This is a genomic window from Polynucleobacter brandtiae (assembly GCF_002797575.1).
GTDB lineage: Bacteria > Pseudomonadota > Gammaproteobacteria > Burkholderiales > Burkholderiaceae > Polynucleobacter > Polynucleobacter brandtiae.
Map to the genome: position 1 here is coordinate 68,475 of NZ_PGTX01000005.1, position 14,732 is coordinate 83,206.

Annotated in this window: 15 protein-coding genes and 1 tRNA gene; 4 read left to right on the plus strand and 12 right to left on the minus strand. The window is 46.4% G+C overall.

The features are described 5' to 3' along the window. Positions 1–107 precede the first annotated feature (107 nt). From B0G85_RS09085 to rpsO, 6 genes are all read right to left on the minus strand, one after another. Positions 108–192: transfer RNA gene (locus B0G85_RS09085), tRNA-Leu, on the minus strand. Positions 193–275: 83 nt separating this feature from the next. Further along, positions 276–623 carry a preprotein translocase subunit SecG gene (secG, locus tag B0G85_RS09090; RefSeq protein ID WP_100380142.1) on the minus strand — a complete coding sequence of 116 codons (348 nt, stop codon included), beginning with the start codon at positions 621–623 and terminating at the stop codon, positions 276–278. A 22-nt stretch (positions 624–645) separates the two neighbouring features. Continuing rightward, positions 646–1,404 (minus strand): triose-phosphate isomerase, encoded by a 759-nt coding sequence (tpiA, locus tag B0G85_RS09095; RefSeq protein WP_100380187.1) that lies wholly within the window; start codon positions 1,402–1,404, stop codon positions 646–648. A gap of 18 nt (positions 1,405–1,422) precedes the next feature. Further along, entirely contained in the window at positions 1,423–2,424 is a 1,002-nt protein-coding gene (locus B0G85_RS09100) for an NAD(P)H-quinone oxidoreductase (protein ID WP_100380143.1), read from the minus strand. Positions 2,425–2,458: 34 nt separating this feature from the next. Then, positions 2,459–4,624, minus strand: coding sequence for a polyribonucleotide nucleotidyltransferase (pnp, locus tag B0G85_RS09105; protein WP_100380144.1), 2,166 nt, complete (start codon positions 4,622–4,624; stop codon positions 2,459–2,461). Between the two features lie 270 nt (positions 4,625–4,894). Next, the gene (gene rpsO, locus B0G85_RS09115) at positions 4,895–5,164 is read right to left on the minus strand and encodes a 30S ribosomal protein S15 (RefSeq protein WP_088527783.1); all 270 of its coding nucleotides are present in this window, start codon (positions 5,162–5,164) and stop codon (positions 4,895–4,897) included. Positions 5,165–5,581: 417 nt separating this feature from the next. Between rpsO and B0G85_RS09120 the strand changes: the two genes are divergently transcribed. Next, entirely contained in the window at positions 5,582–6,115 is a 534-nt protein-coding gene (locus B0G85_RS09120; protein ID WP_100380146.1) for a lipid-binding SYLF domain-containing protein, read from the plus strand. On the opposite strand, the gene B0G85_RS09125 is transcribed toward B0G85_RS09120, so the two are convergent. From B0G85_RS09125 to B0G85_RS09150, 6 genes are all read right to left on the minus strand, one after another. Then, positions 6,116–7,663 (minus strand): 2-isopropylmalate synthase, encoded by a 1,548-nt coding sequence (locus B0G85_RS09125; protein ID WP_100380147.1) that lies wholly within the window; start codon positions 7,661–7,663, stop codon positions 6,116–6,118. Between the two features lie 251 nt (positions 7,664–7,914). Next, entirely contained in the window at positions 7,915–8,778 is an 864-nt protein-coding gene (pssA, locus tag B0G85_RS09130) for a CDP-diacylglycerol--serine O-phosphatidyltransferase (RefSeq protein ID WP_100380148.1), read from the minus strand. 24 nt (positions 8,779–8,802) lie between these two features. After that, complete coding sequence (locus tag B0G85_RS09135; protein ID WP_100380149.1) at positions 8,803–9,450, minus strand: phosphatidylserine decarboxylase; 648 nt, start codon at positions 9,448–9,450, stop codon at positions 8,803–8,805. 23 nt (positions 9,451–9,473) lie between these two features. After that, positions 9,474–10,490, minus strand: a complete 1,017-nt coding sequence (ilvC, locus tag B0G85_RS09140; protein ID WP_100380150.1) for a ketol-acid reductoisomerase — start codon at positions 10,488–10,490, stop codon at positions 9,474–9,476. Positions 10,491–10,545: 55 nt separating this feature from the next. Then, on the minus strand, positions 10,546–11,037 hold the full coding sequence (gene ilvN / locus B0G85_RS09145; RefSeq protein ID WP_100380151.1) for an acetolactate synthase small subunit: 492 nt from the start codon (positions 11,035–11,037) through the stop codon (positions 10,546–10,548). Further along, on the minus strand, positions 11,037–12,824 hold the full coding sequence (locus tag B0G85_RS09150; RefSeq protein ID WP_100380152.1) for an acetolactate synthase 3 catalytic subunit: 1,788 nt from the start codon (positions 12,822–12,824) through the stop codon (positions 11,037–11,039). The genes ilvN and B0G85_RS09150 overlap by 1 nt, the downstream gene beginning before the upstream one ends. A gap of 195 nt (positions 12,825–13,019) precedes the next feature. Between B0G85_RS09150 and B0G85_RS09155 the strand changes: the two genes are divergently transcribed. The 3 genes from B0G85_RS09155 to B0G85_RS09165 are packed head-to-tail and all read left to right on the plus strand — an operon-like array spanning position 13,020 to position 14,714. Further along, positions 13,020–13,589, plus strand: a complete 570-nt coding sequence (locus B0G85_RS09155; protein WP_100380153.1) for an RNA polymerase sigma factor — start codon at positions 13,020–13,022, stop codon at positions 13,587–13,589. Then, entirely contained in the window at positions 13,586–14,050 is a 465-nt protein-coding gene (locus tag B0G85_RS09160; RefSeq protein ID WP_100380154.1) for a DUF3619 family protein, read from the plus strand. Before B0G85_RS09155 ends, B0G85_RS09160 begins: the two co-directional genes overlap by 4 nt. Position 14,051: 1 nt before the next feature. Further along, a complete protein-coding gene (locus tag B0G85_RS09165) occupies positions 14,052–14,714 on the plus strand; it encodes a DUF3106 domain-containing protein (RefSeq protein ID WP_232726011.1) in 663 nt (220 codons plus the stop codon). Positions 14,715–14,732: the final 18 nt, after the last annotated feature.

Genomic DNA, 14,732 nt, shown 5'->3' on the forward strand with positions numbered 1-14,732 from the left:
AATAGCCCTGAGTCATTAGCCAAATTTGGCATATGTTACTTCCAATTATCAATGAGTCTAGTAAGTTGCGTTTTAGCGCCAACTTTAACCCCATAAAAACACAATTTTGGTGCCGACGGCGAGACTCGAACTCGCACAGCCTAAGCCACTACCCCCTCAAGATAGCGTGTCTACCAATTCCACCACGTCGGCATCTTGTAAAACATGTCAATTCTACTGCATTGCACTACTTCCCCACAGCATAAAACACCCTAGCAACACCAAAAAAACGGTATTTACTTCGGAACCGCCGGCTTACTTGGATCCTGAGGTGTCACAAGCGGAGCGGCCGCAGGTGCAACTACTGGAGCCACTGTTCCAGAAAGTACACCGGGACTCACTTCTTTTTTATTTCCAATCCAAGTAATGCCCAGAGTGCAAATAAAGAAGGCCGCCGCAAAGACTGCAGTTGCATGAGATAGAAAATTAGCCGATCCACTAGCGCCAAATAGACTACCAGATGAACCCGAGCCAAAGGCGGCACCCATATCTGCGCCCTTACCCTGTTGAAGTAACACAAGCAGGATTACAGCTAATGCTGAAATCACCTGCAAAACAATCAGTAAAGTCTTAAACCATTCCATGGCTTATCTCCAAATAAAAAATCTAGGCCTGACAAATAGCTAAAAAATCCTGGGAGTTTAATGAAGCCCCCCCAATCAATCCACCATCAATATCGGGCATTGCAAACAATTCAACGGCATTGTCAGGTTTGACACTGCCTCCGTACAAAATTCCCACATGGGATGCTACATCTTCATTAAACTCGGCTAATTGCAAGCGAATTGCACGGTGCATATCCTGAGCAACCTGAGCGCTAGCAACTTTACCGGTTCCAATTGCCCAAAGAGGCTCGTAGGCAATTAAACAATCCGCTAAGCGATCTTGCAACACAGCAACCTGCCTTGCAATCTGACTGCGTACCACTTCCACTTCACGTCCTGAATTACGTTCATCAGCAGACTCACCAACGCAAATCACTGGGGTCATACCATTGTCAAGTACTTGTAAGGCTTTCTCAGCTATCTGCTCATCAGTCTCATAATGAAACTGACGGCGCTCAGAATGCCCAACAATCACATAAGCACATCCTAATTCTTTCAACATCGATGCAGCAACATCACCCGTATAAGCGCCAGCTGCAAAAGCAGAAGCATCTTGCGCACCCAAACTCAAAAAAGCGAGCGAGCAGTCTTTGATCAATGCATCGCACTGCGCCAAGTACGGCGATGGTACGCACACCGCATATTGACGCCCTGCAGGCATACCTTGCTCCATCCCGCGACAAACCGTTTTTACCCAGTCAGAATTGCTGGCAAGGTTGCCATGCATTTTCCAGTTGCCGATAATAATAAGTGGTCGCATGAAATCTAACTCAGGCAATCATGAAACAGTTAAAACAATCTTACCAACGTGCTCAGATGATTCCATCAAGGCATGAGCATCTGCCGCTTGATCCAAAGTAAATGTTTTATAAATCACTGGCTTTAAATTACCCGCATCCAGCAAAGGCCAAATACGCTCGTGCAGCTGTTGTGCAATTTGCTTTTTAAAGGCAATCGGACGTGGGCGCAAAGTAGAGCCTGTGATCGTCAAGCGACGACGCAAAATTTGATTGGTGCTAACGTCCGCCTTTGATCCACCCTGAATGGCAATGATCACAATCCGGCCATCATCAGCCAAGCAATCGATCTCGCGCTGAACATAGGCGCCGGTGACCATATCTAAAATGACATTTACACCCTTACCATCCGTTGCTTTTTTAACTTCTTCCACAAAATCTTGCGACCGATAGTTAATTGCTAAGTCCGCACCTAAGGCTATACAGGCAGCACATTTTTCATCGGTCCCTGCAGTTACGAATACTCTGTGACCTAAGGCTTTAGCAATCAAAATGGCAGTTACGCCGATTCCACTTGAACCGCCCTGCACTAATAACGTTTCGTCCTGCGCAAGCTCACCACGCATGAAGACATTACTCCATACAGTGAAAAACGTTTCAGGCAAAGCTGCAGCCTCTTGATCTGTAAAACCTTTAGGATAGGGTAGGCACTGCGCGATAGGAGCTAGGCACATATCTGCATAACCGCCGCCCTGCACCAAAGCACAAACGCGATCACCCAGCTTCAGCCCAAATACATTATCTGCATGGGCTAAATCGCCGCCAATGATTTCACCGGCGACTTCTAGGCCAGGAATATCAGATGCGCCAGCTGGCACAGGGTAAAAGCCCTTTCGTTGCAATACGTCCGGACGATTAATTCCTGCAGCAGCTACTTTAATTAAGATCTCACCCGCGCCAGCAGCCGGAGCCACCAGGTCGGGACGGATGTTAGGTACCAGCATTTCCGGCGCACCAAATTCTTTGATCTCAATTACGCGCATAACGATTTCCGCTCTAATCTTTACTCAGTATTGCTTATGCAGTTTCATCAGAAGCTGGGTTAGCTTGTGCAGCTTCATCAGCACCAGCTAAAGGAGCAATCGTACCGCCCTCTTCAGCCATGGCAGCTTTGAGGGATAAGCGTAAACGACCACGCTCATCAGCAGCTAACAACTTCACACGTACAATCTGACCTTCTTGCAAATAATCTTTTACTTCTTTTACACGCTCATTTGAAATTTCAGAGATGTGTAACAGGCCGTCTTTACCTGGAAGGATATTAATCAACGCACCGAATTCAAGCAGCTTCACTACAGGACCTTCGTAGATCTTGCCAACTTCAGCTTCAGCAGTAATGCCTTCAATGCGGGCTTTGGCTTCAGCCATACCCTCAGCACTGGTTGAGGCAATGGTTACCGTGCCATCATCTTTGATGTCAATGCTGCAACCGGTTTCTTTAGTTAAAGCCTGAATTGTTGCGCCGCCTTTACCGATAACTTCACGGATTTTGTCTGGATGAATCTTGAACGACACCATACGCGGAGCATGCTCAGACAATTCTGTACGAACTGAACCCATCGCTTCTTGCATCTTGCTTAGAATATGTAAGCGGCCTTCTTTAGCCTGCGCTAACGCAACTTGCATGATTTCTTTAGTGATGCCCTGAACTTTAATATCCATTTGCAAAGCGGTAATACCATTTGCAGTACCGGCTACTTTAAAGTCCATATCGCCTAAGTGATCTTCGTCACCCAAGATATCGGTCAATACAGCAAAGCGATTGCCATCCAAAATTAAGCCCATTGCAACACCAGCAACGTGCGCCTTGATTGGAACGCCAGCATCCATCATGGCCAAACAACCACCACAAACAGAAGCCATTGATGAAGAACCATTCGATTCAGTAATCTCGGATACCACACGAATACTGTAAGCAAAATCTTCTGCACTTGGCAATACTGGAATCAATGCGCGCTTAGCTAAACGGCCATGACCAATTTCACGACGCTTTGGACTACCTACACGACCTGTTTCGCCAGTAGCGAACGGAGGCATGTTGTAGTGGAACATAAAGCGATCACGGTACTCGCCTTCGAGGGCGTCAATAATTTGCTCATCACGCGCAGTACCCAAAGTAGCGACTACCAAAGCTTGAGTTTCGCCACGGGTAAATAATGCGGAACCGTGCGTACGTGGCAATACACCATTACGAATTTCGATTGGACGAACCGTGCGTGTATCACGGCCGTCGATGCGTGGCTCACCATTTAAAATTTGGCTACGAACAATCTTGCCTTCGATTTCAAAAAGAATATCGTTCACAGCAACCGCATCAACATCACCCTCTTCAGCCAACTTGGCTAATACAGTCTTGGTGGTTTCTTTTAGCTTGTCTGAACGTGCACCCTTTTGACGAATCTGATATGCCTCACGCAATGGGCCTTCAGCCAAAGCGGTAACCTTAGCAATGAATGGCTCATCTTTAGGGGCTGCAGTCCAATCCCACTCTGGCTTGCCAGCTTCGCTAACCAATTCATTAATAGCATTAATAGCTGTCTGCATTTGGTCATGGCCATATACCACTGCGCCCAACATGATTTCTTCTGATAACTGATTGGCTTCTGATTCCACCATCAATACTGCAGCTTGTGTACCAGCAACGATCAAGTCCATCTCACTAGTGGCTTGCTCGGGACGGGTTGGGTTCAACAGGTATTGGCCATTTGCATAACCTACGCGTGCCGCACCAACGGGGCCAGCAAACGGAATACCGGAAATAGCTAACGCAGCAGAAGCAGCGATTAAAGCCGGAATATCTGAAGGCACATCAGGGTTGATCGATAAAACATGGATTACAACCTGAACTTCATTTAAGAAGCCTTCTGGAAATAAAGGACGCAATGGGCGATCGATCAAACGGGAGATCAGTGTCTCACCTTCGGATGGACGACCTTCGCGACGGAAAAAGCCGCCAGGAATTTTTCCAGCGGCATATGTTTTTTCTAGGTAATCAACAGTCAACGGGAAAAAAGACTGTCCAGGCTTGGCTGACTTAGAGGCTACCACTGTGCCCATGACGACTGTGTCGTCGATATTCACGATGACAGCGCCACCGGATTGACGAGCAATCTCACCTGTTTCCATTGTTACCTGGTGATTGCCCCATTGAAAGGTTTTTACTGCTTTGTTAAACATAGTCATTTTGATCTTCTCCAAATTGTTCACACATAAGCCACATGGATTACATGCTTGTCGTGGGATAAAGCAGTGTCACGACAACACTGGAGCGCTTGAAGATTGCAAAGAATGTCATTCCAGGGAGGCACTGACTTACTAAGCCCAGAAACTCATTGGAATGACACGATCCTCTATACAAATAATCTGCAACCGCCCAAAAAACATGCCACCTTCTTAAAGCTGATTCAACAAAGAAACAACCCTAAGATAGATGGCATTACATACCAATCAGAATTACTTACGCAGGCCTAATTTCTCAATCAATGCGCGATAGCGACCCAAGTCTTTGCCTTTGAGGTAGTCCAAAAGGCGACGACGACGTGAAACCATCTTCAACAAGCCACGACGGCTATGATGGTCCTTAGCGTTAACCTTGAAATGGGGTGTTAGTTCGTTAATACGGGCTGTTAGCAATGAAACTTGCACTTCAGGGCTACCCGTATCGTTTGCGCTACGCGCGTTATCTTTGACGATTTCCGCCGTTTTAATATCAGCAACTGCCATTTTCATACTCCTTACTTGCGAACACCTGAGCTCTCACCCAATTTGTGTCGTGCGTTATTAACAAAATGAAACAAAAAAGCTTTACAAATCAAAGCCCTTAAATTGTAGCAGATTAGCGATAAAACCCTGCATTTGGGCTGATTACAGTGGGATCAACGGCCTCAAGCCCCGCAATACAGCTAAGGAAAAGTTCGCATATTTTCACAAAACGGGCCATTTAAGGTGTTTTTAATGAAAATTTGACTGCTTACTTTGCTTATTCTGCTTATTCTGCCTGACTACTCCCCAGTCAACCGCTCGTAAGATAGTCCGTAGTGTACAAAGAGTTATTCAATTTCCCTCTACACAATCAAGGTTCTTGTGCCCCTAAAATTCATATTCCAACTAGCCGTAGGGCTGATCTTTCTCTGCCCTTTAATGGCATCTGCTCAGTTTTCAAATCCGTTTGCATCGGATAAGACTATTTCTCAGCAGCGGGAAGAGATTCTCAAAAAAAACCAAGCCACTCTCGCACAGCTCTACAAAGTATCGCCCAAAGCACGAGAGGCCATCGATAGAGCTGCAGGTTATGCGACCTTCAGTAATTTTGGCATGAAGATTCTGATTGCTGGTGGAGGCACCGGTAGCGGTGTAGTCATCAACAATGCCAACAAAAAAGCAACCTATATGAATATGGCTGAAATCCAAGCTGGGCTCGGATTTGGAATAAAAACTTTCCAGAATGTATTCGTGTTTCAAACCGCTGCCGCGATGAACGACTTTATCAACTCAGGCTGGACTTTTGGTGGTCAAGTCACCGCTGCCGCTAAATATCAAAATGATGGCGATGCGTACCAAGATGCTGTAGTTGTCGCTCCTGGCGTATTGATGTACCAGCTAACTGACTCTGGACTTGCAGCCGAAATTACGGGCAAAGGAACCAAGTACTACAAAGACAGCACCCTAAATTAATTAGGGTGTCATCTGAGCGTTGATCTTGACTAAGCTGGGATCATGCAGCTTATTCAGAGCAGATAAATAGGCCTTAGCAGAAGCAGCAATAATGTCAGGATCAGTACCAACGCCATTCACAATACGCCCGCCCTTGGTCAGGCGTACAGTAACCTCACCTTGTGACTGCGTACCAGAAGTAATGGCATTAACAGAGTAAAGCAACTGTTCTGCCCCGCTTTGAGCCAGTACCTCAATCGCATTTAAGCTGGCATCCACCGGGCCGTTACCCTCAGCCTCAGAACTCACCTCATGCTCACCCATCCTAAAAGTCACTTTAGCTTTTGGGCGCTCGCCAGTTTCAGAATGCTGACTTAAGGAGACAAAGTGGTAATGCTCACCCGCTTCCGCTGTCGCAGAATCTGACATGATGGCGATAATATCCTCATCAAATATATCCACTTTTTGATCAGCTAATGTCTTAAAGCGTACGAAGGCGTCATTTAAATCTGACTCTGCTTCAACAGCAATTCCTAAATCATGCAAACGCTGTTTAAAAGCATTGCGACCAGATAATTTGCCCAATACGATCTTATTGGCCGCCCAACCTACATCTTCTGCGCGCATGATTTCATATGTCTCGCGATTCTTCAAAATGCCATCTTGATGAATGCCTGAGGCATGTGCAAATGCATTGGCACCAACAACCGCTTTATTGGGCTGAACGACAAAGCCAGTAATTTGAGAGACCAACTTCGATGATGGAACAATTTGACTTGCATCGATGCCGCAAACCATATCAAAGTAATCCTTACGTGTACGTAAGGCCATGACAATTTCTTCTAACGCAGTATTACCAGCTCGCTCACCCAAGCCATTAATCGTGCACTCAATTTGACGCGCTCCGCCTATCTTGACTCCTGCCAAAGAGTTCGCTACCGCCATCCCTAAATCATTATGGCAATGCACTGACCATACCGCTTTATCAGAATTTGGGACACGGGTGCGTAAGGTTTTAATAAATTCACCATACAGCTCCGGAGTGGCGTAACCAACGGTATCCGGAATGTTAATCGTAGAAGCACCCTCTTTAATGGTGGCCTCAACGACTCTGCATAAAAAATCCATCTCTGAACGATAGCCATCCTCTGCAGAGAACTCCACATCATCGGCCAAGTTTCTGGCAAAACGAATAGATCGTTTTGCTTGCTCTAATACTTCCTCAGGAGACATGCGCAATTTCACTGCCATATGCAATGGACTGGTAGCCAAGAAGGCATGAATCCGCTTAGCGTTAGCTGCCTTTAAAGCATCTGCTGCGCGAGTGATATCTTTGTCGTTGGCACGCGCAAGTGAGCACACAATCGAGTCTTTAACGGCTGCGGCTACTGCCGAGATCGCCTGAAAATCACCCTCAGAACTGGCTGCGAAACCAGCTTCAATGACGTCAACTTTCAGGCGCTCTAGTTGGCGAGCAATACGAACCTTTTCATCTTTTGTCATCGAGGCGCCAGGGGATTGCTCGCCATCACGTAAGGTGGTGTCAAAAATGATTACTTTATCGCTCATCACTACTCTCCGGTTCAATATTGCTTTGGATATTTTTTAAAATTAGGTTCTTTAAAACAAAAACCCCAGCTATAAGCTGGGGCTGGTATTTGGTGGTTAATGAATTATTTCAATCTCATTAACTCAGGCCTTACCTGCCCCAAGCTGTAAGCTTAGCGCCAGTAGAAGGAGCTCATGTAAGGGGTAAGAATTAATCAACATACTTTCAATATAACCCAATTATTTGTAATTAGCCAAATCTTTACCAGAGCTTAGCTAATACGGTGCCCACTAAAGCGCTCCCAAGCCCATATGACATAACCTGAAATCGAGTAGATAACGAATAAACCAAATAAGGTAAGAGGCGGGTTGGAGGATATCAATACAAAGGTGAGAATCATCAACACCATCACACCAAAGGGCACGCGGTAGCGCACATCCAGCGCTTTTCCACTATAAAAACGAGCATTAGAGACCATCGTCAAACCAGCATAAATGGCCAAAAAGAAGGTGATCCAAGGAATAGCGGTATCGCGTACCGGGATTTTATTATCATCAGCGAGCCAGATAAAGCCAGCCATCAAAGCGCCAGCCGCAGGACTTGGTAAGCCCTGAAAAAACTTCTTATCGACAACTGTAGTATTGACGTTAAAGCGAGCCAGGCGCAAAGCGGCACCTGCACAGTAGGTAAAGGCAGCGAGCCAGCCTAATTTACCCATATCCTTAAGTGCCCACTCATACGCGACTAAGGCAGGCGCCACTCCAAAAGAAACCATGTCAGCTAAAGAATCGTACTGCTCACCAAAAGCACTTTGGGTATTTGTCATACGTGCTATGCGGCCATCCATACCATCGAGAACGAGCGAGGCAAAGATAGCGATCGCGGCAGTCTCAAACTGGTGATTCATGGCATTAACGATGGCAAAAAATCCACAAAACAGCGCTGCGGTCGTAAATGCATTAGGCAAAAGGTAGATGCCCTTACTGCGTTTGCGCGGCCTTCCTTCGTGCAACTCTTCCACTTCAAAATCTACTGCATCGCCAAGCTCTTCCGCCCAGTCATCCTGCTTACGCTCAGCGGACTTTGAGGAAAGACGACTACGATCGATACGACCACGACGGCGAAATGTTGGCAAAGTAGCTCCGGTAACAGTACTAGATTAATCTAAGCCAGGCACACGAGCCAAGGCGGTATTGGTGGCAAATACCTTATCACCTACGCTCACCAAGGGCTCTGCAGTCAGAGGAAGGTAAACATCGACCCGGGAACCAAAACGAATAAAGCCATAGCGTTCGCCCGCAGTGAGTCGATCACCCACATGGGTGTAGCAAAGAATGCGACGAGCGATTAAGCCAGCCACCTGAACGAGAGTCACAGTTTGCCCGTTGGCGTCAATCACCACGGCATTGCGCTCATTCTCTGTAGACGCTTTATCTAAATCGGCATTAACAAATTTACCAGGGAAATACTGGATCTCTTTAACTAGTCCATTGACCCCACTTCGGTTCGAATGGACGTTAAAGACGTTCATGAACACGCTAATTTTCAGCGCTTCACGACCTGCGTATGGATCATTGGTTTTTTCCACCACAACGATGCGGCCATCGGCTGGCGATAAAACCAGGTCACGACCTAAAGCAGGAATACGTTGGGGATCACGAAAAAACTGCAGAACAAAGAAGAAAATAATCCAAAGCGGCCAGGACCAAGCAAGGCCCGCAAGAAAGTGCACAAGCAATGTAACACCCCCCACTAAAGCCAAATACGGCCAACCTTCTCTTGCAATAATGGGGTGCGGATACATCATCTTTGTTCTGAGCCTTTTCGGTTTTAGTTCTTAGTCTGGTCGACTAATTTGTTTTTAGCAATCCACGGCATCATCGCACGCAACTTAGCGCCGACTACTTCGATGTCATGTTCTGCATTTAAACGACGACGAGAAATCAAGGTAGGTGCGCCTGCTTTGTTTTCCAAGATAAAGCTCTTGGCGTATTCACCAGTCTGAATATCTTTTAAGCACTGACGCATTGCATTTTTTGTTTCTTCAGTAACGATGCGTGGGCCAGTGACATACTCACCATACTCTGCATTATTGGAGATGGAGTAGTTCATGTTAGCAATGCCACCTTCGTAAATTAAATCTACGATTAACTTGAGTTCATGCAAGCACTCAAAGTAAGCCATCTCAGGGGCGTAACCGGCTTCTACTAAAGTCTCAAAACCTGCTTTAATCAACTCCACAGCGCCGCCACATAGAACCGCTTGCTCACCAAATAGATCAGTCTCTGTTTCTTCGCGGAAGTTAGTCTCGATAATGCCAGCACGACCGCCGCCATTAGCTGTCGCATAAGACAAAGCAACATCGCGTGCTGAACCAGATTTATCTTGGTACACAGCGATTAAATGGGGAACGCCACCACCTTGTGCATAGGTACCACGAACGGTATGCCCAGGAGCCTTTGGGGCAATCATGATCACATCTAAGTCAGCGCGCGGCTGAACTTGACCGTAATGGACATTAAATCCATGAGCAAAAGCAAGCGCAGCGCCCTGCTTAATGTTGCCATGCACTTCTTTATTGTAAACATCGCCAATTTGCTCATCTGGCAATAGCATCATCACAACGTCGGCATCTTTTACTGCTTCAGTCACTTCTTTTACTGTCAAACCAGCATTCACTGCTTTGCTCCAAGAAGCGCCGTCTTTACGCAAACCAACGGTTACGTTTACGCCTGAGTCTCTGAGGTTCAATGCGTGTGCGTGACCCTGTGAACCATAACCAATGATGGTTACTTTTTTGCCCTTGATCAGGGATAAATCCGCATCTTTATCGTAAAAAACTTTCATGCTCTTTCCTTGTATTGAAATAAGTAGTAATGCTGTAATGAATCAGTTAAAAAAATTATGCCTTCAAAATTCGCTCGCCGCGCCCAATACCAGAACCGCCTGAACGAACAGTTTCCAGAATCGATGCACGATCAATCGAATCAATAAAGGCGTCTAATTTACTTCCGTCACCAGTTAATTCAATGGTGTAACTCTTATCCGTCACATCAATGATGCGACCACGGAAAATATCCGTTGTGCGTTTAAGCTCTTCACGCTCTTTGCCTACGGCGCGCACCTTGATCATCATCAACTCACGCTCGATATGAGGGCCTTCGCTCAAATCAAACACTTTCACCACCTCCACTAAACGATTTAAATGTTTAGTGATTTGTTCGATGACATCATCAGAGCCAAAAGTCACAATCGTGATGCGAGAAAGTGAAGGATCTTCAGTGGGAGCGACACTCAGAGACTCAATGTTATAGCCACGTGCAGAAAATAATCCCACCACGCGTGATAAAGCGCCCGGTTCGTTTTCAATCAGTACAGAAATAATGTGTCGCATTACAGTTCCTCGCTACCCAAGAGCATTTCAGTGATGCCCTTACCCGCTTGAACCATTGGCCAAACGTTTTCTTCTGGGTCAGTCTGGAAGTCCATAAATACTGTGCGATCTTTTAAGCGAATTGCTTCTTTGAGCGCACCCTCAACATCTGATTTTTTCTCAATACGCATACCAACGTGTCCAAAGGCTTCGGCCAACTTCACGAAATCTGGCAATGAGTCCATGTATGAGCTCGAGTAACGCTTGTTGTAAGTCAACTCTTGCCACTGACGGACCATACCGAGGTAGCGGTTGTTCAAAGACACAATCTTCACCGGTGTGTTGTATTGCTTGCAGGTAGAAAGCTCTTGAATACACATCTGAATAGATCCTTCGCCAGTAATGGCAAAAACATCTTTATCCGGAAATGCCTTCTTGATACCCATAGCGTAGGGCAAGCCAACACCCATAGTACCCAGGCCACCAGAGTTGATCCAGCGACGTGGCTTATCAAACTTATAGAACTGCGCAGCCCACATTTGATGTTGACCTACGTCAGAGGTGATAAATGCATCGCCGCCCGTAAGCTCCCATAACTTTTGAACAACGTATTGCGGCTTCACAATCTGAGAAGCTTCGTCGTACTTTAAGCAATCTTTTTTACGCCACTCATTAATTTGATCCCACCATGCAGCTATTTTTGCGTCATTTTTGCGAGGGCCAGCAACTTTGAGCTGAGCGGTCATCTCCTGCAATACTTCCTTGAGGTTGCCAACAATCGGCACATCCACCTTTACCCGCTTAGAAATCACTGAAGGGTCGATATCAATGTGAATGATCTTACGGGGATTACTAGCAAAGTGAGCAGTGTTACCAATCACGCGGTCATCAAAGCGTGCACCAATCGCAATCAACACATCACTGTGCTGCATCGCCATATTGGCTTCGTAGGTTCCGTGCATTCCCAACATGCCCAAAAATTGTGGGCTAGTGCCGGGGAATCCACCAAGACCCATTAAGGTATTAGTTACTGGGTAGCCCAGTAAGTCAGCAAAGGCCTTTAATTCAGGAGCGGCATCTGCCAGAATCACACCGCCACCGGTATAAATATAGGGGCGCTCTGCTTCTTGCAACAAAGAAACTGCTTTACGAATTTGTCCGCTATGCCCCTTTACTACTGGGTTATACGAACGCATCTCTAGCGTTTCTGGATAAACAAAAGGGCCTTTCGCAGCAGAGATATCTTTAGGAATATCAATCAGTACGGGCCCTGGACGACCGGTCTGCGCAATATGAAAAGCTTTTTTAAGCACCAGTGGAAGATCTTTTACATCCTTCACCAGGAAGTTATGTTTGACTATCGGCCGGGTAATACCAACTGTATCAGCCTCTTGAAACGCATCTTCACCAATGGCGTAAGTAGGCACGTTACCGCTAATGATCACTAAAGGGATCGAATCGGTGTAAGCAGTAGCAATACCAGTAACGGCATTAGTAACGCCAGGACCGGAAGTAACTAGAGCAACGCCCACCTTACCGGTAGCACGCGCATAGCCATCAGCCGCATGAACTGCTGCTTGCTCGTGACGCACTAAAATGTGCTCGAACTTATCTTGCTTAAAAATTTCATCGTAGATAAAGAGTACTGAACCGCCTGGGTAACCCCAAACAAATTCGACTCCCTCGTGGTGCAGTGCACGCACAAGCATCTCGGCACCAATAATTTCTGGAACCGGCTCTACGGAATTGGGGTTTGTTATGTCTTTGTTAGCCTGACTGGCTAAAAATTCTGCGCTGCTTGTATTCATTTTTCTCTTTCGTCCTTTGCAATTTTCGGCAAAAAATTGATTGGTCTGCCCTGTCTCTTGCTTGTGGCCTGAGTTCGAGCGGCGCTGCTACCAAAAAAACCATTTCGTAAATGAAAATCTTGGTAGTAAGCCGTATATTCTATAGCAAACCCCTAATATGGGCCAATTCCTCCCGATTCAGGTCTAATCTGTTTAATGGCTTCACCCCAAGAGCTTTCTGACTTCCTAAGTGGCATTGAGCAGCGCGCCTTTAAGCAAGCGGTTTATGCCGTCCGTGATGATGATGCTGCCTTAGACATTGTTCAAGATGCCATGATCAAGTTAGCAGAAAAGTATGGGGATCGCCCTGCAGCAGAACTCCCGCTGGTATTTACTAGAATCCTACAAAACCGCATTCATGACTGGTTTAGACGGCAAAAGGTTCGCAACACCTGGGTTACGCTCTTCTCCAGCATGGGCAAGAAGGTCGATGAAAGTGATGATTTCGATCCCCTGGAGTCCCTTTCAGCCCCAGATGATAGTGAAATTCACCAAGATGGGGCATATCGACTAGAGCGAAGTCAGCTATTACAGGCTTTGGAGTCAGAAATATCAAAATTGCCTGCCCGTCAACGAGAAGCCTTCCTGATGCGTTATTGGGATGAGCTGAGTATTACTGAAACTGCTCTCGCTATGCGTTGTAGCGAAGGTAGCGTCAAAACCCACTGCTCAAGAGCCACTCAGGCTCTAGCTAAAGCATTGAAATTAAAAGGAATTACGCTGTGAACCGGACTAATGAAGACCTCCTAGACTCAAATGAAGTCGACCAATTTGGCTTGGCTACTGCCGCCCTTTTAAGTCATGGATCTCAATCCCTGCCAGCCGGCATCAAAGATCGCCTCTACGCTGCGCGCTTGAAGGCACTCTCTGTTAAGAAATCAGAAAAAATCCGCATCCAACAGCCTGTTTTGGCTGGCGTCATGGGTAAATGGTCCCCAACATCAGGTTCACGCTCTTTTTGGAATAACGTTGGCTGGATTGCCCCGCTAATCGTTTTGGTGTTCGGCATGATCGGTATCGCCCAATGGCAGCAAGATTCACGTATCAACGACATTGCTGAGCTCGATGCAGCACTTTTAACAGACGAAGTGCCCCCAGATGCCTACGCTGATAGCGGCTTTTTGGGCTTCCTAAAGAATGGCGCCCCTGCCGACTCTGATAAATCCAGTCTAGATTTATCTAAATAAAGTGATTTTTAAATCATTAAGACTACTGAGAACTGCCATTGCGATCAACGCACTGTTGATACTGGCGCTTTCTGTATTCGGACTCAGTGCAAGCAATAGCGTTTATGGCCAAAGCGCGACTGGAGCGCATGCAAAAGCAGCTAACACCTATGAAAAGAAGCCCGATGGTACTTGGGAGGGCTTAAAGCCTGAACAACAAAAAATCCTGGCACCCCTAGAAGATGATTGGGACTACATGCTTCCCGATAGCCGCAAAAAGTGGATTCAGGTTTCTAATCTTTACCCAAAAATGAGTCAGGCCGATCAGCAACGACTGCAATCTCGCATGATGGGATGGTCGAATTTATCCCAAAAAAACCGCCGGCTCGCTCGTGAAAATTACCTTACTAGCCTCAAGTTTCCAGTCGAACAAAAAGCAGAGGCATGGAGTGCCTATCAAAAGCTCAGTGATGAACAAAAGAAAAAGCTGGCCCAACAGGAATTAAATAAAAAGAAGCCAACAGCAGTCAATGCACCTACATTGCAGCAACATACCGTCAGTCAAAAATCGGTCATAGCCCCTACTCTGCCAGCTGCCATTCAAGCTCTGCCGGAGAATGCACCCAATACAAACAATGACGGCGTCACTAACAACAATAGTGGCGGCGCCGGCGCTACCCCATAAGCACTCCATAAGCACACC